The organism is Mesorhizobium sp. WSM4813, assembly GCF_055811555.1.
In genome coordinates, this window is record NZ_JBVVQU010000025.1 from 75,955 (window position 1) to 94,243 (window position 18,289).

At 62.4% G+C, this 18,289-nt stretch carries 19 protein-coding genes and 1 riboswitch; of the genes, 13 read left to right on the forward strand and 6 right to left on the reverse strand.

The window, feature by feature from the left end:
• Positions 1 to 21 precede the first annotated feature (21 nt).
• From AC0L25_RS16575 to AC0L25_RS16600, 6 genes are all read left to right on the forward strand, one after another.
• Positions 22 to 906 (forward strand): transglutaminase family protein, encoded by an 885-nt coding sequence (locus AC0L25_RS16575; protein ID WP_473596491.1) that lies wholly within the window; start codon positions 22 to 24, stop codon positions 904 to 906.
• A 155-nt stretch (positions 907 to 1,061) separates the two neighbouring features.
• Positions 1,062 to 2,168: a DNA topoisomerase IB gene (locus AC0L25_RS16580; protein ID WP_473596492.1), complete on the forward strand. Its 1,107-nt coding sequence runs from the start codon at positions 1,062 to 1,064 to the stop codon at positions 2,166 to 2,168.
• A gap of 115 nt (positions 2,169 to 2,283) precedes the next feature.
• Entirely contained in the window at positions 2,284 to 2,658 is a 375-nt protein-coding gene (locus AC0L25_RS16585; RefSeq protein WP_192358717.1) for a YciI family protein, read from the forward strand.
• Positions 2,655 to 3,929: an RNA polymerase sigma factor gene (locus tag AC0L25_RS16590; RefSeq protein WP_473596493.1), complete on the forward strand. Its 1,275-nt coding sequence runs from the start codon at positions 2,655 to 2,657 to the stop codon at positions 3,927 to 3,929. Before AC0L25_RS16585 ends, AC0L25_RS16590 begins: the two co-directional genes overlap by 4 nt.
• A 176-nt stretch (positions 3,930 to 4,105) precedes the next feature.
• Positions 4,106 to 5,617: an L-piperidine-6-carboxylate dehydrogenase gene (amaB, locus tag AC0L25_RS16595; RefSeq protein ID WP_473596494.1), complete on the forward strand. Its 1,512-nt coding sequence runs from the start codon at positions 4,106 to 4,108 to the stop codon at positions 5,615 to 5,617.
• 690 nt (positions 5,618 to 6,307) lie between these two features.
• Entirely contained in the window at positions 6,308 to 7,387 is a 1,080-nt protein-coding gene (locus AC0L25_RS16600) for an AI-2E family transporter (protein ID WP_473596495.1), read from the forward strand.
• Positions 7,388 to 7,549: 162 nt separating this feature from the next.
• On the opposite strand, the gene AC0L25_RS16605 is transcribed toward AC0L25_RS16600, so the two are convergent.
• The 4 genes from AC0L25_RS16605 to AC0L25_RS16620 form a co-directional block, all read right to left on the reverse strand.
• On the reverse strand, positions 7,550 to 8,563 hold the full coding sequence (locus tag AC0L25_RS16605) for an ABC transporter substrate-binding protein (RefSeq protein WP_473596496.1): 1,014 nt from the start codon (positions 8,561 to 8,563) through the stop codon (positions 7,550 to 7,552).
• Positions 8,560 to 9,318 carry an ABC transporter ATP-binding protein gene (locus AC0L25_RS16610; protein ID WP_473596497.1) on the reverse strand — a complete coding sequence of 253 codons (759 nt, stop codon included), beginning with the start codon at positions 9,316 to 9,318 and terminating at the stop codon, positions 8,560 to 8,562. Before AC0L25_RS16610 ends, AC0L25_RS16605 begins: the two co-directional genes overlap by 4 nt.
• Complete coding sequence (locus tag AC0L25_RS16615; protein WP_473596510.1) at positions 9,315 to 10,004, reverse strand: ABC transporter permease; 690 nt, start codon at positions 10,002 to 10,004, stop codon at positions 9,315 to 9,317. Before AC0L25_RS16615 ends, AC0L25_RS16610 begins: the two co-directional genes overlap by 4 nt.
• Positions 10,005 to 10,139: 135 nt before the next feature.
• A complete protein-coding gene (locus AC0L25_RS16620) occupies positions 10,140 to 10,343 on the reverse strand; it encodes a YkoF family thiamine-binding protein (protein ID WP_473596498.1) in 204 nt (67 codons plus the stop codon).
• Positions 10,334 to 10,446, reverse strand: a riboswitch (TPP riboswitch). (Overlaps the previous gene by 10 nt.)
• A 361-nt stretch (positions 10,447 to 10,807) precedes the next feature.
• On the opposite strand from AC0L25_RS16620, the gene AC0L25_RS16625 reads away from it, so the two are divergent.
• The 5 genes from AC0L25_RS16625 (at position 10,808) to AC0L25_RS16645 (ending at position 14,227) form a co-directional block, all read left to right on the forward strand.
• Positions 10,808 to 11,584, forward strand: coding sequence for a sulfite exporter TauE/SafE family protein (locus AC0L25_RS16625; RefSeq protein ID WP_473596499.1), 777 nt, complete (start codon positions 10,808 to 10,810; stop codon positions 11,582 to 11,584).
• 133 nt (positions 11,585 to 11,717) lie between these two features.
• On the forward strand, positions 11,718 to 12,227 hold the full coding sequence (locus tag AC0L25_RS16630) for a superoxide dismutase family protein (protein ID WP_473596500.1): 510 nt from the start codon (positions 11,718 to 11,720) through the stop codon (positions 12,225 to 12,227).
• A 189-nt stretch (positions 12,228 to 12,416) separates the two neighbouring features.
• Positions 12,417 to 13,424 (forward strand): ATP-binding cassette domain-containing protein, encoded by a 1,008-nt coding sequence (locus AC0L25_RS16635; protein WP_473596501.1) that lies wholly within the window; start codon positions 12,417 to 12,419, stop codon positions 13,422 to 13,424.
• Positions 13,421 to 13,798 carry a hypothetical protein gene (locus AC0L25_RS16640; RefSeq protein WP_473596502.1) on the forward strand — a complete coding sequence of 126 codons (378 nt, stop codon included), beginning with the start codon at positions 13,421 to 13,423 and terminating at the stop codon, positions 13,796 to 13,798. The genes AC0L25_RS16635 and AC0L25_RS16640 overlap by 4 nt, the downstream gene beginning before the upstream one ends.
• 48 nt (positions 13,799 to 13,846) lie before the next feature.
• Positions 13,847 to 14,227 (forward strand): ABC transporter permease, encoded by a 381-nt coding sequence (locus AC0L25_RS16645; RefSeq protein WP_473596511.1) that lies wholly within the window; start codon positions 13,847 to 13,849, stop codon positions 14,225 to 14,227.
• Positions 14,228 to 14,250: 23 nt separating this feature from the next.
• On the opposite strand, the gene AC0L25_RS16650 is transcribed toward AC0L25_RS16645, so the two are convergent.
• Entirely contained in the window at positions 14,251 to 15,210 is a 960-nt protein-coding gene (locus tag AC0L25_RS16650; protein WP_473596503.1) for a DMT family transporter, read from the reverse strand.
• 360 nt (positions 15,211 to 15,570) lie between these two features.
• On the reverse strand, positions 15,571 to 16,464 hold the full coding sequence (locus tag AC0L25_RS16655; protein ID WP_473596504.1) for a LysR family transcriptional regulator: 894 nt from the start codon (positions 16,462 to 16,464) through the stop codon (positions 15,571 to 15,573).
• Positions 16,465 to 16,819: 355 nt separating this feature from the next.
• Between AC0L25_RS16655 and AC0L25_RS16660 the strand changes: the two genes are divergently transcribed.
• Both AC0L25_RS16660 and AC0L25_RS16665 read left to right on the forward strand, forming a co-directional pair.
• Positions 16,820 to 17,503: a class I SAM-dependent methyltransferase gene (locus tag AC0L25_RS16660; RefSeq protein ID WP_473596505.1), complete on the forward strand. Its 684-nt coding sequence runs from the start codon at positions 16,820 to 16,822 to the stop codon at positions 17,501 to 17,503.
• A 402-nt stretch (positions 17,504 to 17,905) separates the two neighbouring features.
• Positions 17,906 to 18,085 (forward strand): DUF3606 domain-containing protein, encoded by a 180-nt coding sequence (locus tag AC0L25_RS16665; RefSeq protein WP_473596506.1) that lies wholly within the window; start codon positions 17,906 to 17,908, stop codon positions 18,083 to 18,085.
• Positions 18,086 to 18,289: the final 204 nt, after the last annotated feature.

Sequence of the window (18,289 nt, forward strand, 5' to 3'; positions counted from 1 at the left end):
CGGGGTCGGACAAAGGCGGGCATGCTCTACGACATCAGGCTCAATCTGCGTTACGATTACGATGCTGCAGCCGGCGGCGGCCGCCATCAGGTGCGCGCGCTGCCGCCGACGATATCGGACGTGCAGCGCGTGATCGCCGCTTCGCTGTCCTTCGCGCCGGCGCCGAACGAACGCTCGGATTTTTCCGATTTTTTTGGCAATAATGTCACGTCGATCGCCTTTCGCGACGTTCACGATGCGCTCGACATCAGGATGGGCGCGCGCGTCGCGGTTTCGCGGCCGGAACCCGGGCTTGACGTGTCGCCCGACATTCGCCGGCTGAGGGAGGAACTCGACGCGGTGCGGTCGCTATCGCCTGATACACCGCACCACTTTTTGGCCGCCAGCGACTATGCCGGCATCGATGCTGATATCACGGGTTACGCGCGGAGCAGTGCCGGCAACTCCGCTGTCAGCACGGCCATGGACCTGTGCAGCCGTATCTACCGCGATTTCACCTATGACGGCGAGGCGACTACGGTGCAGACCCGGGCAAGCGATGCCTTCGACCTGAAGCGGGGCGTCTGCCAGGACTTTTCGCATATCATGATCGCCGGCCTGCGCGGCCTGGGTGTCCCCGCCGGCTATGTCAGCGGGTTCCTGCGCACCATTCCGCCGCGCGGAAAACCGCGGCTGGAAGGGGCCGACGCCATGCATGCCTGGGTGAAGGTGTGGTGCGGGCGCGACACCGGATGGCAGGAGTTCGATCCGACCAACGGCATGCGGGCAAGCAACGACCACATCACCGTCGGCTACGGCCGCGACTACTCGGATGTCGCGCCGATCGTCGGCATCCTGAAGACGACCGGAGGCCAGGTCGGCGAGCAAGCGGTCGACGTCATTCCGGTTGTGCTGGAAAAGGGATAACAGCGGCAGGCGAGACCCTCGATTGTGTGCGCCGAACATAGATAGACGACTGCTTCTCAACGCCCATGCGGTGAGCCTGACATGTTTGTGAAAGCCATGGCGGAACCAGCGGCGGGTCCGGCGCTTATCTACGGGAAATTTCTCGCGGAGAGGACATGCTGGATAAATCCGGGTCGCCGTCCGGCCGATTGGCTGCCGGGGCTGTTGCACCAAGAAAGGGAACGCCGAAGAATGGTGGGGAGGCCTCGGCCGATCGAGCCTCGCTGGCCTATGTCACCGATACCGAGCCCGGTATCCGCCGTCTGAGGGTGGGCAAGGGATTTTCATACAAAGGACCTGACGGGCAGGGTGTCGACGACGACACTATGGCCCGCATCAAAGCGCTCGCCATACCGCCGGCGTGGACGGATGTGTGGATCTCGCCGGATGCTGACGGCCACATTCAGGCGACGGGCCGGGATCAGCGTGGGCGTAAGCAATATCGATATCACGCGCTGTGGGCGGAGGAGCGTGGCGGCGTCAAATATTCGAGCCTGGTTGCCTTTGCAGAACGCCTGCCTGAGCTGCGACGCCAGATCGACACCGATCTGCGCCGTCACGGCCTGCCGCTGGAACGCGTTGTCGCCGCTGTGGTCTGGCTGCTCGACAATACGATGATCCGCGTCGGCAATGCTGCCTACGCCCGCGACAACAACAGTTTTGGGCTGACCACGCTGCGCGACCGCCATGTCGACATCAATGGCTCGAGCTTGCGTTTCGCTTTCAATGGCAAGTCCGGCAAGGAATGGAAGCTGAAGCTCGTCGATCGCCGGATCGCCAGGATCGTGCGCGGGGCCCAGGATCTGCCGGGCCAGAAGCTGTTCCAGTATCTCGACGAGGATGGAAGCAGGCGACCGATCCGCTCCGACGACGTCAACCGCTACATCAGGGAGAACGCAGGGGACGATTTCAGCTCCAAGCATTTCCGAACCTGGGGCGGCACCATCCATGCTGCGTCACTGTTTGCGCAAACCGAACGACCCGAAAGCCAGGCACAACAGAAGCGGGTGATGAACGGCGTCATCGACAAGGTGGCCGAGCGGCTGGGCAACACGCGCGCTATCTGCCGCAAATGTTACATCCACCCGCAAGTTTTCGAAGCCTGGTCCGAAGGACGGCTGCTCAGCGAAATGGCGGACGTGAACAAGCGGAAGCGATCGATACCCGGTCTTGATGACGAAGAAGCCCTCGTTCTGAGATGGCTGAAGGCGCAGGAAAGCTGAACCGAACAGAGCAGCCACAGGCTTTCATTGTGCTGGCAGGGCATAATTTTTTTATCGACGTTATGTCGGGATAGGTCCTACTGTTTCGTCCTTTGACAGAGAAAAGGACACACCCATGCTCTACGCTATCCTCTGCTACGCCTCCGAAGACGTCGTCTGCTCGTGGAGCAAGGAACAGGACGATGCCGTCATGGAAAAACTCCTGGGCGTGCAGGAAAAATACGCTCAGGCGGGCCGGCTTGGCCCGGTGGCGCGGCTGCTGCCGACAACCGCTGCGACAACGCTGAGGAAGGTCAAGGGCGAAGCGGTCGTCATCGACGGCCCGTTTGCCGAAACCAAGGAACAGTTCCTCGGCTTCTACACGCTCGAATGCGCCGATCTCGACGAGGCCGTCGACTTTGCGCGCGAACTTTCCGAGGTCAACCCGAGCGGCGGCTCCTACGAAATACGGCCGGTTTCGCTCTTCAACCCCGCCAGGATTCCCGCATGACCGATCTCACCTGGATCAGCACGGCGATCAGCACTGCCCGCCCCCAGGCGATGGGCGCGCTGCTGCGCTACTTCCGCGATCTCGATGCGGCGGAGGAAGCCTTCCAGGACGCTTGCCTGCGAGCTCTGAAGAACTGGCCGACAAACGGCCCGCCGCGCGATCCGGCAGCCTGGCTGATCTTCGTCGGCCGCAACAGCGGCATCGACGCGGTGCGCAAACGTGCCAAGCAGGCGCCGCTGCCGGAAGAGGACCAGATCTCCAACCTGGAAGATGCCGAGACCGACATCGCCGAACGGCTGGACGGCGCGCACTACCGCGATGACATATTGCGGCTGCTGTTCATCTGCTGCCATCCCGACCTGCCGGCGACGCAGCAGATCGCCGTGGCGTTGCGCATCGTTTCAGGCCTGAGCGTCAAGCAGATTGCCCGCGCCTTTCTCGTCGGTGAAAGCGCCATGGAGCAGCGCATCACCCGTGCCAAGGCGCGCATCGCCGATGCCGGCGTGCCGTTCGAGACGCCTGGTGCGGTCGAGCGGTCCGAACGGCTCGCCGCCGTCGCTGCCATGGTCTACCTGATCTTCAACGAAGGCTATTCGACCAACAGCGGCGAGGCACCGGCCCGCGCGCCGCTTTGCGAAGAGGCGATCCGGCTGGCCCGGCTGCTGCTCAGGCTGTTCCAGACCGAGCCGGAGATCATGGGCCTGACGGCGCTCTTGCTTCTCCAGCATGCGCGTGCGCCGGCGCGTTTCGACGAGAACGGCGAAATCGTGCTGCTCGAAGACCAGGACCGCAGCCTGTGGAGCCGCAAGATGATCGACGAGGGGCTGGCGCTGGTCGACAAGGCGCTGCGCCACCAGAAGCCCGGTCCTTACCAGGTGCAGGCGGCGATCGCCGCCCTGCATGCGCGGGCGGAAAAGCCCGAGGACACGGACTGGAACGAGATCGAGCTGCTCTACAGCCTGCTCGAGCAGATGCAGCCGTCGCCGGTGGTGACGCTCAATCGCGCCGTCGCGGTGGCCAAGGTGCGCGGGCCGGAAGCGGCACTTGCCATGATAGAGCCGTTGGAACAAAGGCTTTCCGGCTACTTCCACTTCTTCGGCCTCAAGGGCGGACTGCTGATGCAGCTCGGTCGTGGCGAGGAGGCGCGCATCGCCTTCGACCGCGCCATCGCGCTTGCCAATACGGCAGCCGAGGCCGCCCATATCCGCATGCATATCGACCGCCTGATGAAGGAAGGCGCCGCGCGGGGAACCGCACAGACAGCGCGCTGAACGAATCGCTGGTTCAACGGTCTGACCTTGGCTTAGACCATGCCGGGGTGGCGATTTTTCCCTGAAACGAGTAATCCCACGCCATGACAGCGCCTGATGTGCCGATCGGCACAGGGACGGCATGGCACAAGGCTTTGACCGACGCCATATGACGACGGGATCTGAAAGGAAAGAAAATGACGATTGCGAAGGAAACAGCCGGGTTACTGGCGAAACTGGGTGTCGCTGAGGACGCGCTTTCGGGCGGCGATCTTATCGTGCGCAGCCCGGTGACGGGCGAGCAGATCGCCGCGCTGAAGACGATCTCGCCGGCCGATGCGGCAAAGACCATCGATGCCGCCCACAAGGCCTTCCAGACATGGCGGCTGGTGCCTGGGCCGAAGCGCGGCGAGCTGGTGCGGCTGCTTGGCGAGGAACTGCGTAACCACAAGGCCGAGCTTGGCCGGCTGGTGTCGATCGAGGTCGGCAAGATCCCGTCCGAAGGGCTCGGCGAAGTGCAGGAGATGATCGACATCTGCGATTTCGCCGTCGGCCTCTCCCGGCAACTGTACGGCTTGACCATCGCCACCGAGCGCCCCGGTCATCGCATGATGGAAACCTGGCATCCACTAGGTGTGGTCGGCGTCATCTCCGCTTTTAATTTCCCGGTCGCGGTGTGGTCGTGGAATGCCGCGCTCGCGCTTGTCTGCGGCGACGCGGTGGTGTGGAAGCCGTCGGAAAAGACACCGCTGACGGCGCTCGCCTGCGAGGCGATCTTCAAGCGTGCGGCAGAACGTTTCGGCGATGCTCCGGAAGGCTTGACGTCGGTGCTGATCGGCGATCGCGCCGTCGGCGAAATCCTGGTCGATCATCCGAAGGTTCCGCTGGTTTCGGCCACCGGCTCGACCCGCATGGGCAGGGATGTCGGTCCGCGGCTGGCGAAACGCTTTGCCCGCGCCGTGCTGGAGCTCGGCGGCAACAATGCCGGTATCGTCTGCCCGACCGCCGATCTCGACATGGCCTTGCGCGCCATTGCCTTCGGCGCCATGGGCACGGCCGGCCAGCGCTGCACGACGCTGCGGCGCCTGTTCGTGCATGAGAGCATCTATGATGCCTTGGTTCCGCGCCTGAAGAAGGCCCATGAAAGCGTCTCGGTCGGCAATCCGCTGGAGACATCAGCGCTGGTCGGACCGTTGATCGACAAGGTGGCCTTCGACAGTATGCAGAACGCGTTGAAGGAAGCCGCCGCTCACGGTGGCAAGGTGACCGGTGGCACGCGGGTCGAGAATGGCCATCCAGACGCCTATTACGTTCGTCCGGCGCTGGTCGAGATGCCCAAGCAGGTGTCGCCGGTGACGGAAGAGACCTTCGCGCCGATCCTCTATGTGATGAAGTACTCGGACTTCGACGCCGTGCTCGACGAGCACAATGCGGTCGGAGCGGGGCTGTCATCGTCGATCTTCACCCGCGACCTGCAGGAATCCGAGCGGTTCCTCGGTGTCGACGGTTCCGACTGCGGTATCGCCAACGTCAACATAGGCACATCGGGGGCCGAGATCGGGGGTGCCTTCGGTGGCGAGAAGGAGACCGGCGGCGGCCGCGAGTCGGGCTCTGACGCCTGGAAGGCCTATATGCGGCGCGCCACCAACACGGTGAACTATTCCAAGGCGCTGCCGCTGGCCCAGGGCGTATCCTTCGACATCGACTAGGCTGGTGAGACCATTGTCGTGGCGGCTACGCCAATAGCTGCCACGATTTATCTCGGCCGCCGTTCAGCGGCCGCATCAAATGATGGCGATTACGTCGGCCTTTCCCACGGCCTTGTCATCTGGCGGGATGTGGAGCGGCTAGCGAGATCGCGTGGCATGCGCGCCTGTTGTCAGCGGCCAGATCGAAGCTGCCGCGGCCCGTGACGATTGAACCCGCGCGTGGCTCTATTGAGCGGCCGATGTGGCCCACCACATGTCGTTGAAACGTCAGCCGTGCCGACCCATATGTGCATTGCGTCGGATGTTTTCCTCCCATTGCGTCCGGCGCGTTCCCCTCTGGAGGTTTTGAACCTTCATGCCTGGCCGGACTCTTAACAGTCCGGCCTTTTTTCTATTGGTCCTGTGAAGCTGCTGTCCGCGAGCGAGTTCTAGAACCGCCGTAGGTCAGAGCATCCACGACAGAGCAGGCCGCGTTGCTGGCCAGCGCACGGAAGCCCAATCAGCATAGCCAGCCCACTGAGCGAAAAATTCCGAGGCCTCTCTTGCCATACTCGACAGCGGCCTAGTCTAGACTAGATGTGGGGTGCGCAACGGAAGCTGCCATTTTGTCGGAAAATCCACTAGGCTCGCTTGGTTTGCGAGACGGCGAGAGAGATGCCCGACCTGAGACAAATACCCGATATGAAGCAAATGAGATTGCTCGGCATCGTGGCCACGACGGCGATCGGTCTGTATGTCTGCTATCTCTTGGCGTTGCCTTTTTTGCCCGCGTTGACCTGGGCGGTGGTGTTGGCAATCGTCCTGTATCCGGCTCATCGACGGGTCGAGGAAAGGCTCAGGAACCAGAACCTGGCCGCACTGATATCGGTGAGCGTCGCGGCGGTGGCAGTCGGCCTGCCGCTCATCTTCGTGGCACAGCAGCTTGTTGGCGAGGCGGTAAACGGCGCCACCTACATGGAGGAGGTCATCCGCGGTTGGAACACAGATGCCTTCCTGTCGGACTATCCCAGGCTTTCGGCCGTTGTCCAGTGGATCGAGAACCAACTCGATCCAGCCGGCACGGTCGCCACATTTGTACAATGGCTGACGGGACAAAGCACATCGCTGTTGCGCGGCTCGATCAATCAGGCCGTGATGTTCGTGCTGACATTCTATCTGCTGTTCTATTTCCTGCGGGACCGTGAACCCGCCCTGCGGGGGCTCGAGCGTCTCTCGCCCCTGCGTGCACCGGAGACGGCATATATGCTGTCCCGCCTTGCCGAGACGGTACATGCGATCATGATAGGCACCGTGTTTGTCGCCGTCGTGCAGGGAACGCTGGGCGGCCTGATGTTCTGGTGGCTCGGCCTGCCGACTCCGGTCTTCTGGGGTCTGGTAATGGGACTTCTTGCCATCGTGCCGGTGCTCGGTGCATTCGTGATCTGGGTGCCGGCAGCGATCTATCTCGCACTGGAAGGGGCTTGGGCGAGCGCAGCGATCCTGACCGTCTGGGGCGGCGGCGTCGTCGCCGGCATCGACAATCTGCTCTACCCGATGCTTGTCGGGAGCCGGCTGCGGCTCCACACCGTGATGGCCTTTATCGGCGCGGTCGGTGGCATCCTCCTCTTCGGAGCATCCGGGCTCGTCCTCGGCCCTGCCGTGATCGCGGTCACCATCAGCCTCATCGACATCGTCAAGAAACGATTGAACGACCAACCCGGGGCGGAACTGACGCCAAAGCGCGACACGAAGCCATCACGTCAGTCGAGAGCCGCGCCCAGTCGTGAATAAAGCACCGCCACGCGCCACCAGTTTCGATTCTAGACCTGAAGACTTGGAAGGCCGTATCGCTCGCGAAGGGTGCGCTTACCCCCAGCGTCGAAAACTTCCGAACGCTCCTCGTGACTGCCGGGTCAAAGATCCCGGCATTGAGATGCATGCGCCGCGGCGGGTTCATTTTTCGCCGGCCAGATAGGCGTTGGTGTAATAGGCCGCGAAATCGGGCCGTTCGCCGACCGGGTTCCCATCGCTGTCGCGCAGGGCGCCGGCCTTGAACAAGTAGTCGCCGATAGCCTCCATCTTTGCGGGATCGATCGTGCCGATCGCGCCGGCCGGGCTTTGCAGGTAGTGGCCGTCGACCAGCGCCTTCAGTGATGCTTCGATCAACGGGCGGTTGGTCAGCATGTCGCTGTTTGCTGCGATCAGGATATCAGCCGCTTCTTGCGGATGTTCGACGGCGAAGGCGTAGCCGCGCCTGGTCGCGGCGATGAACGCGGTTGCCGTGTCCCTGTTCTTTTCGAGATAGGCCCGGCTCGAGCCAATGAAATTGGTGTGTTGGTCGGGCACGCCGAAATCCGCGTAACGGAAGGCGCGCTGAGCCTTGCCGTCAAGTTCCGCTTTGATCCCCTCCCAAGTGTAGACTTCGAGCGTAAAATCGACTGCGCCATTGGCCAAGGCCTCATAGGCGGAGGTGCCCAGCGTCACTGTTTCGAATTTGCCCTCGCCGCCATCATGGCGGATGATGGTGCCGATCAGCGCATTCTCCCAGGCGCTGCCGAAACCGCCATAGGTCAGGCCGTCCAGGTCCCTGGGGGATTGTATATCGGCGCGGTCGGCGTTGAACACCAGCCTGCCGGTTTCTGTCTGCACGATGGCGTAGGTGGCGACGAGGTCGGCGCCGGCCGTGCGTTGGGTGAACAATCCTATGGATCCCAGTATATCGAAATCGGCCACGCGGTTGGCGATCAGCGTACCGGCCGCAGTGTCGCTGTAGGGCAGGATCTGCACGTCGAGCCCGGCCTCGGCGTAGAAGCCTTTCGCCCGGGCGACATAGAGCCCGACATGATTTGTGTTCGGCGTCCAATCGAGTGCGACGGTGACAGTCTGCTCGGCTGAGACGGACGTGACGGGTCCGAGCCCGGTGATCAATGCGGCAGCGATGAAGAGGCGTCTGGAAAGGATGGTCATGTCCTTTGGGCGAGCTGTGGATCGAGAAGGGTATCGAGGATGTCGGCTTCGATTGCGGTGGCTTCCGCCGAGGCAAGATCCTTGCGCGGGCGCGGAAGAGGTATGGCGATTTCGCGCAGCACGCGGGCAGGGCGGGCGCTCAGCACATAGATGCGGTCGGACAGGAAGACCGCCTCGCGGACATCGTGGGTGATCAGCAGGATGGTCCAGCGGTGTTGGTCCCACATCGTCTGAAGCCAGCGCTGCATGCCGGTGCGCGTGAGGGCGTCGAGTGCGCCGAACGGTTCGTCGAGCAACAGCATGGCGCGATCCTGCACGACGGTACGCAACAGCGCGGCGCGCTGGCGCATTCCGCCCGAGAGCTGCGCCGGATATTTTTGCTCGAAGCCCGCAAGGCCGAATTCGCCGAAGAGTGGCGCCACCTTGCGGCGCGCCGCCTTGCGGGACATGCCCTGCACTTCCAGGCCGAGCGCGGTGTTGTCGATAACTGTGCGCCAAGGCATCAGGGCATCGTGCTGCGGCATGAAGGCAAAAGGTCGGCGCGCGTCGGCCAGTGGCCGCCCATCGAAGTCGACATCGCCGGCGTGGCCTTCGAGACTGCCCGTCAGCAACCTGAAGATAGTGGACTTGCCGGCTCCGGAGGGGCCGAGGATTGAAACGAGTTCGCCCGGCTCGACATGCAGGGTGATGCCGGCAAGCACGTCGATGTCGCCAAAACGCTTGCTGACGTCGCGCAGCTCCAGCCGCCTGCTCATGATTTTCGTGCGCCATCGAGCCGCTCCCATGGCGCGGCGACGCGCTGGATCAGCACCGTAGCGGCAAACAGGACCAGGGTGAGCAAGGCGCTGACCAGCACGGGCGCCAGCACGAGATCGGGCCGGAAATTGTTCTTGGCGTTGAGCATGTAGATGCCGAGCCCTTTGGCAGCACCGGCATATTCCGCGAAGATGGCGCCCACCACGGCATAGGTGATCGAGATGCGCAGTCCGGCAAAGAAATAGGGCAGCGAGGAGGGCAGGCGGGCCAGCAGGAAAATGCGCATGCGGGAAGCGCCCATCGAACTCAGAAGCGCCGAAATGTCTCGATCCGTCGATTCGTAACCCTGCACCAGCGCGACCAGCATGGGAAAGAAAGTCACGAGGGCGACCAGCATGATCTTCGGCGTGAGCCCGAAGCCGAACCAGAGAACGACTAGCGGGGCGATCGCCACCAGCGGCAGCGTCTGGCTGATGATGAACACCGGGAACAGGGCGCGGCGCAGCGGCTTGAAGAAGTCGATCAGCACCGAAAGGATGAAGGCAACGGCCAGCGAGCAGGCGAAACCCGCCAATGTAGCGCTGATCGTCGGCACGGTGTTGTCGAACAGCGCCTGGCGCTGCTGGATGGCCTGGGCGAGGACGCGTGACGGCGCGGGCAGCGTGGTGGGCGAGATGCCCGAGATGCGCGCATAGAGCTACCAAGCCAAAACCAGCGCGCCGACCGATAGAAGGACCGGTCCGACCTTGGCGAACAAGGCTGCGATTCGCGGTGCGGCGGAGAAAGGTTGGGACATGCGAGACCTCCGGCGCGAAAAGGATCAGCGCAGGGTCGGGCTGTTGGCCGAAACCGTAAGCTCGATCGTGACATGGCCATCGAGGGGGCCGACCGGCAGCGTCGAAATATCGTCTGTGCCTATGCGCAACGGATCGCGACAAGGGTCGAGCGCATCGAGCGCGGAGATGATGACGCCGACGAAATCGCCGGTTGTCGGATAAAGAAAAATCTGTGCGTCAGAAAACATCGCCCGCCTCGCTCCGCTGGTATTATCCAGATCAGCTCTAGGGTTTACGGGCTAGCAGCCCATCTCTCAGCCCCGACGATACGGAGCACCCCTGTGGATGGCGGCAATTAAACAGATATGGGGTAGAGCTGCAAGCCTGCGTCCGACCTGGAAACCTCAGGTCGGCGGAGGTGCGGCTTGAGCGACTGACGTGGTCTTTCGAGGAAGGTCGATTAATGCGCGGCTTCAACTTAAGAGGGTGCCAACCCAGCATCGTGTTCGAGATCGCCTGAATGTTCTGAGAAGCTAAATGACTTTGAAAGTGTAAGGAAGGCGTGGATCGAGCGGACAGTTTCCCATTCGTCGTCACCATTATCGATCCCAGGCGTTTGGTGAATTGTGGAAGCATGAAGGCATAAATTGCGTACGTTGAGGCAGCGGGTTTCTCTTTCGCCAATTACAACCGCGCTTTGTTGGAGAGCCAAATGCAAGAATTCATTCTTTTTGCGCTCGTGGGGTTTGTAGCGCAAGCTGTGGACGGGGCTCTCGGCATGGCCTACGGCGTGGTTTGCTCGACAACACTGCTGGGGTTTGGCGTTTCTCCTGCACACGCTTCGGCTTCAGTTCACGCGGCTGAGCTGTTTACCACTGCGGCCTCGGGCTCGGCTCACCTCTATCACCGCAATATCGACTGGAAACTTTTCTGGCGGCTGATGCCGTTTGGCGTGCTCGGCGGCGTTCTCGGCGCTTTTGTGCTTACGTCGTTTGAAGGGGCCGTCATGAAGCCACATGTGACCACATACCTTGCACTCGTCGGAGCTTGGCTCCTGTTCCGTTCCTTCCGGCGGATCCCAAGCAAGCCGGTTCCTGCAGGCGCGGTAGCTCCGCTTGGACTTGGTGGTGGATTTCTCGACGCCGCAGGGGGTGGCGGCTGGGGACCCATCGTAACGACGGGCCTTCTCGGTTTTGGCGGGACGCCCCGCTATGTTATCGGAACGGTTAATGCCAGCGAGTTCCTCATCACGTTCTCGGTGTCTCTGACCTTCTTGTTTGCCTTGCTAACAGGCCATTGGGAGGAGGCAGGAGAGCTGGCGGAAAATCTAATCGCCGTTGCCGGCTTGGTCCTCGGCGGCGTGATCGCAGCGCCGATGGCCGGATTGATGGTGAAGTCGATTACAGAAAAGACGCTTCTCAGGCTCGTAGGGGGTATCATCATACTGCTGGCTGGCTGGCAAACCGCGGAACTCTTCGAACTGGTGTAGACTGAAGACACATCGAAAAGGTGGTCGGCGTCGCTTTCCTGGCGGCCGTGCCGGAGACAAAAACCCAAGTTCCAAATGGAACGAAGAGGTCCCTTTGTTGTTTGGATGCCTTGGACAACCGGAGGCCGAGTCGATGAAAAAATTGGTTGTAGCAGCAGGGTTGGCGCTGGCGGTCGCGATGCCTGCAGCGGCTCAGGACACCGCGACTGCAAAAGCCGAATTCGTCAACATGGCTGGCGAGAAGAACGGAACGGCCACGCTGACCGAGACGGCGCAAGGGGTGCTGATAGAGTTGGAGGTTACAGGACTGCCTGCGGGCGAATGGGTCGCATTCCATGTTCATGAAACCGGAAAGTGCGATCATCAGACCGGCCATGAGTCGGCAGGGGGGCACTTCAACCCGACGAATGCCGAACATGGATACCTCACTGGGAAAGGCCCGCACGCAGGCGATATGCCGAATCAGCGGGTCGGCCCCGACGGCGTTTTGCGTGCCCAGGCTTTCAACAGCATGGTCAAGCTGGATGGTGGAGATACGGCGATACGAGGCAAGGCATTGATGATCCACGGCGGACAGGACGACTACAAAAGCCAGCCTGCCGGTGATGCCGGAAACCGTCAGGCCTGTGCCGTGATCGAGTGAGAAACCCCAAGATGAGTAGCGGCCTGTCCGATATACGATCTGACCGGCGCTTCAGCTCGGCGGCCCGGTAGTGTCGGAGCCTCTGGCACGAGGATAAGCCAGACGGTAAGCTCATGCGCCCGCAGAGGAATTGACGACGCAGCCATTGCGCCGAAGTTGGCCTTCATTTTGCGACTGCCGGATGATTGCATGAACGATACTTCTTCTATGCGCGTGCCCTCCATGGCTCTTGCCCAGTCAGCCATTTGCGCCCGCGGCCTGGTCAAGACATTCGGCAAGCTGCGAGCGGTCGATGGTATCGATCTCGATGTGCCGCGCGGCATGATTTTCGCCATCCTGGGTCCGAACGGCGCCGGCAAGACAACGCTGATGCGGATGCTCGCGACGCTGTCGCGCCCCGACGCCGGCTCCGCGACCGTGATGGGGCACGATCTCGTGCAGGCCCCGCATGCGGTCCGTGCGGCAATCGCGATGACCGGGCAGTTCGCTTCGCTCGACGAGGACCTGACGGGCCGGGAGAATCTCGTCCTGCTCGCCCGACTCTGGGGTTTTCGCGGTCGCGCCGCGAAAGCCCGTGCGGACGACCTGCTCGCGGCTTTCGGCTTGTCCGAAGCGGCGACGAAGCAGGTGAGGGATTATTCGGGTGGCATGCGAAGGCGGCTCGACATAGCCGCCTCGCTGGTCGTCACGCCGGGCGTGCTGTTCCTTGACGAGCCGACTACAGGCCTCGACCCGAACGCCCGCAAGGATGTCTGGGGCATGATCCGCGGCCTCGCTGAGGCCGGCGTCACCATCCTGCTCACCACGCAATATCTCGAAGAGGCCGACCAACTCGCAGCGCGCATCGCCGTCATCGACCACGGCAGGAAAATCGCCGAGGGCACCAGCCGCGAACTGAAGGCGGCCACCGGCTCCGGCTTTCTCCATGTTGCGCTCGCCGATGTCGCACGGCTGGACCAGGCGGCGACCATTCTGGAACGCCGGCTGGAACATCCTGTCCAACGCAGTGCCGAAGGCGCGGAACTCTCCGTCCTTGCTGGCACGGCGAAGGCCGCCAACGAGGCGCTGGCCGATCTGGTCGCCGCCGGCATCGAGCTGTCGGATTTCTCCATGGGTCAGCCCAGCCTCGAGGAGGTCTTCTTCGCGCTGACGGGCCGGCCGGGCCTGGGTGAAAGCCGGAAGGACGACAACCCATGATCGACACGACATCCCTGCAGCGGCTGCAAAGCGTCGCCCGACCTAAGACCCCATCAGCCCTTTCCAACGCGCTGGTCTTCGGATGGCGCGCGGTGCTGAAATTCAAGCATGTGCCGGAGCAGCTCTTCGATCTGGTGATGACTCCGATCATGTTCACCCTGCTCTTCACCTTCGTCTTCGGCGGCGCACTCGCCGGTTCGCCTGGCGAATACCTGCAGTTCTTCCTACCCGGCATCCTGGTTCAGACCGTGGTGTTCAACGCAGTCTATTCGGGCATGGGATTGTCGACTGATCTCGGCAAGTGGCTTGTTCGACCGCTTCCGATCGCTGCCGATCTGGTCGCTGTCTCCGTTCGCCGGCCTGATGGTGGGTGACATCCTGCGGCATTTGATTGCCGCCTCGATCATTCTCACCATCGGCTGATCCTCGGCTACCGGCCTGAGGCGGGCATCCTCGGCGTGCTTGCCGCCTTCGCGATGCTGATCGCCATCGGGTTCGGCATGGGCTGGGTATTCATCGTGCTCGGCCTGCTGATCCGCACGCCGACCACGGTGATGACGCTCGGCTTTACCTTCCTGTTCCCGCTCGTCTTCGCCTCCAACATCATGGTCGACCCCGGAACCATGCCGGACTGGCTGCGGGCCTTCGTCGAAGTCAACCCGGTGTCGCTGATGACGACGGCGCTGCGCGGGCTGATGGGTGGCGGGGCGACACTCAGCCAGGTCGTCCTCGCCCTGATCGCGCCGGTGGCGCTGACCGCGATCCTGGCGCCGACGACACTATGGCTGTATCTCAGAAGGTGAGACGAGCAGCGGGAGAGGTATCCCTACGCGACATGCACAGTGCGCTGCCTCGGCTTGATCGCGGTGGCCAGCAGCAGGCCGGCGACGATAAAGGCAGCGCCGACGAGGTCGTAGTCATGCAAGCCTTCCCCAAGGAAAAGATAAGCGAGCACGGCGACGAAGACAGTCTGCAGATAGAGCAGCATGCTGGCGCGCCCGGCGCCAAGCGTCTCGACGCTGCGGTTGTAGAGGTAATACATCAGAGCGCCGCCCGGGCCAGCGACATAGGCGAGTGCCAGAAGGCCGTTCGCATGCAGCGCCGAACGCTCCCCGGAAAACAGTTCCCATAGATAAAGGGGCAGTGCGGCCAGCGCGCCGGCTCCTAGCAGCAGGACCACCATCGGCAGAAGCTCGATAGCGAATTTGGAGCGACGCAGCAGCACGGTGTAGAGGCCCCAGCAAAACGCGCTGCCGACGATCCACAACTCGCCGGGATTGAACTGGAGCCGCATCAGCGCGGTAAGGTCGCCGCGCGCTACGATCACCACCATCCCGACCAGGGCGAGCAGCGCGCCAAGCGCCTTCCAGACGCCGAGGGGCTCGCCTAGCACGTAGCGGGCAAGCACCATGGTCATGATCGGCGACAGGGCCATGATAATGCCGGCGGTCGTCGCGTCGGTGTAGTTGAGGCCCGTGTAGATCATGCCCTGACAGAGGGTCAGCCCGATCGCGCCGATGGCCAGCACCTCGATCGCCCGGGATCGGATCAGCACGAGCATCGCCCCGTGATGATGATGGACGATAGGCAGCAGGATCGCGCAGGCGAGCGTCAGCCGCCAAAAGCAGAGCGCCCAAGGCGGCATCTCGGGGGCAACCCATTTGGCTGCGATGTAGACGCCGGCGGACAGGAGCCAGCAGAGCGTCGCGGTGGAATAGGCGAGTGGAAGCGATGCGCCGGCTGTCGTCTTGGCCACGCTAGGATGGGCTATCGGCAGCGATTGCATGTCCGTCTCCTCCCACCGCCGATCTTAGCAAGATTGCTGCGTCTTGCCGAGCAGCAACGTCAGCTATGTCACCAATCCTTGTGCGGCGGTTTTTTGTTTTCCGTGTGGAACACAGGCCAGCGACGAAAGTTCGGCTCCTGCAGCCGCAGACAAAATGCTGCCAGATCGGATCCTCCCGCCGATCACAGCCCGCGACCTCTCCGGAGGCGCGGGCTTTTCAATTCACAGGCTGGTCCGCAACGTGGCGCTTTTCAGAAAATTAGTCCGAGCAGTTGAACGGCTGCGTGGGCCACGAGCTGGCAACGCCCGACCTGAGCCTTATAACCAGCCCTTCGAAGCTGGGTGATGGACCGACATAAATCAGCTTTTGTGTCGAAGCGCGTCGACGAGAAGAGCGAAAGCGGGGGACGTTTGACGGCGGCTGGGATAATAGAGGTAATATCCTGGCCAAGGCGGCGACCACTCGTCCAGCACCCGGATAAGGCGACCGCTCTCAAGATGGGGCTCCGCCACGTCCTGCGGCACATAGGCGAGGCCGAAACCATCCAGCGCGGCTTCGAGAATCTCGACTGTGCCATTCAGGACAATCTGCCCGTCCACCCGCACCTTCAGTTCGCGACCGTCTCGCTCGAAATCCCAGGCCCACAGCCCGCCATTGGTGGAAAAGCGCTGGTTGATGCAAATGTGACCGGTTAGCTCCTGCGGCGTCGTTGGCGGCGGCCGCTTGGCGAAATAGGATTTCGCGCCAACGACGGCGAAGCGAATATCGGGTCCGACGCGCACGGCGATCATGTCCTTTGCAACCTGCTCTCCCATTCGCACGCCTGCGTCGTACCGTTCTGCAGCAATGTCCGTCAGTGCGTTGTCGAGGAAGATCTCGACCATGATCTCGGGGTAGTCCGGCAGGAGCTTCGCCAGCTTCGGCCAGATCACGGAGTTGAATGCGTGATCACTGGCGGTGAGACGAATGGTGCCGGCTGGCTTCTCCCGCAACTCGCTCAATGCGTCGAGTTCGGTCTCGATCTCCTCAAAATGCGGGCCGATGTTGCGCAGCAGGCGCTCGCCTGCCTCCGTAACCGAAACGCTGCGGGTTGTGCGGGTCAGCAGTCGAAGGCCCAGGCGCTCTTCGAGTCCGCGGATCGTGTGGCTCAGGGTGGACTGCGAAATTCCGAGCTGCGCGGCGGCCCGCGTGAAGCTGCCTTCCCGTGCGACGGCCAGAAAGGCCAGAAGCATATCAAGTCTTCCGCGCTGCATTTATGGCTCATCCCGATAAGTCGATACTCATTATACAAGATAGTGGGACGAGTTGCACCCGGGCACGATCGAAGTGGAATGTCCTAAACGGATCAGGCCTCGGTGATCCGACAACCGCAACGGGCGCGTCACGAACGCCGACTTCGCCGAATATGCCGTGCCGGTCACGCAGACGCGCCGCCCTGGGACCAGGGCTGGCATGCGACGCCTGCCGATGAACTCTGATCCAGCGCGGATCGGGCTCGTCTGAACGCCGCCGATAAAGACGCCTTCATAGACGACGGCATCATCCAGATAGATGTCAGAGAAGCGTCCCGCTGCCTGTATGATGATGGCGGTATGGAGGGAAGTAAACTTGCAACGATCGGGCGCCTGTCCAATCTGCCGGACTAATGCCGGTCCGCTGCCGGCCCATCCGGTGGACGCGGCGATCGATCATCACCACCGCATCTATTATTCCGCGCCAGCACGTGCGCGGGTCGACTGGGTGAAGGCATTCACCCGGCGTGGACGGCTGCTTGAGATCGGCTGCGGTGACGGCGAGTTCACCGCGGCGGCGATCCGGGCCGGTTTCATGGTGGAGGCGGTCGAGCCGTCAGAAGAACGCGCCACGCGCGTCGAACGCACGCTGGGCATCACGGTGGAGCGCGCGCTGATCGAGGACAGCCGTCTGCCCGAAGGGCGCTACGACACCAGCTTCCATGTCGATCTGCTGAGCCACTTTCCCGATCCGGTGGCGGCGCTGAGGGCGATCGCGGCGAAGGTGGCGCCGGGCGGCACGGTCTGCTTCGAGGTCGGGCTGTTTTCCAACCTGTCGCCCTTCTGGCGGCGGCTTGTCGGGCGGCCCAACATGCCGACGCATATATGGTTCTTCGATGCGCCGGCCATCGTGCGCTTGCTGGGCGCAGCCGGGCTGAAGCTGATCGCGATGCGACGCTATCCGGTCGGGCTTTCGACCGCGCTTAGTACGGTGCTGGGCAGCCGGCGCGTCGCAGCGGCACTGGATAGCCACGCCCCTCTCGCGCAATGTAGTAGGTAGGCATCCTGCAAAACCACATCGCCCCGGCATTAGTTCCGAGGCAGGCTGCGTTCTTGTTGGGTTCGGCGACGAGGATAACTGGTTTTGCTCGCGCCAATGTCGCGTTGATAGCGCAGGCGTGAGGGAGCTACCAACCCCTAGGTCCGCTCGCCGAACTCTGCCCCGTTTCCAGGCGTCGGGCGACGATCGTCGGGTGGAGTCTGGATGACCTCCGCGTCAATGCGGCCAAACTCCCGGCCGATTTGAAATGCCGCATACAGCGCGCCAAGACCGATTAGGAATCGAAGCATTTGAGATCTCCTTCGGCGGTAGAACTACACGGTCGGCAGTTAGTTCCACAGGGGCGGAACCACAACGTTCAACATTCGTGCCACTGACTGCGGGCGAAGGAGGACGCAACAGATGGCGGACAAGAGGACGAGCGACACGAGCCGAGTTAAGAAGGGTGCAGAACTCGAAGTTGAGCACCTGGCGGAGGTAACAGACGTAACACCCAAACAGGCGCGGGCACTGCTTCGCAAGCACGGCGCAGACTGGCAGCGGCTGAAGGACGAAGCTGAAGATGTGAAGAAAGACGAATAGTCGGGTTGTCGATCTCCGGCCGGCGCGAGCGCCAGCTTTGCCGTGGAAGTGTGGGCGACCTGTGAAGTGTACGCCTTTTGAGACCGCTCGTGACTCAAATAGGCCGGCCCGGCAGTGATCATTGCATGCCTCGACCTTGGCGTGTTGTGGGCGGCGATCGGCCGGAGCGAGCGCATGATCTCCCGACGTACCCGTCCGGCATCC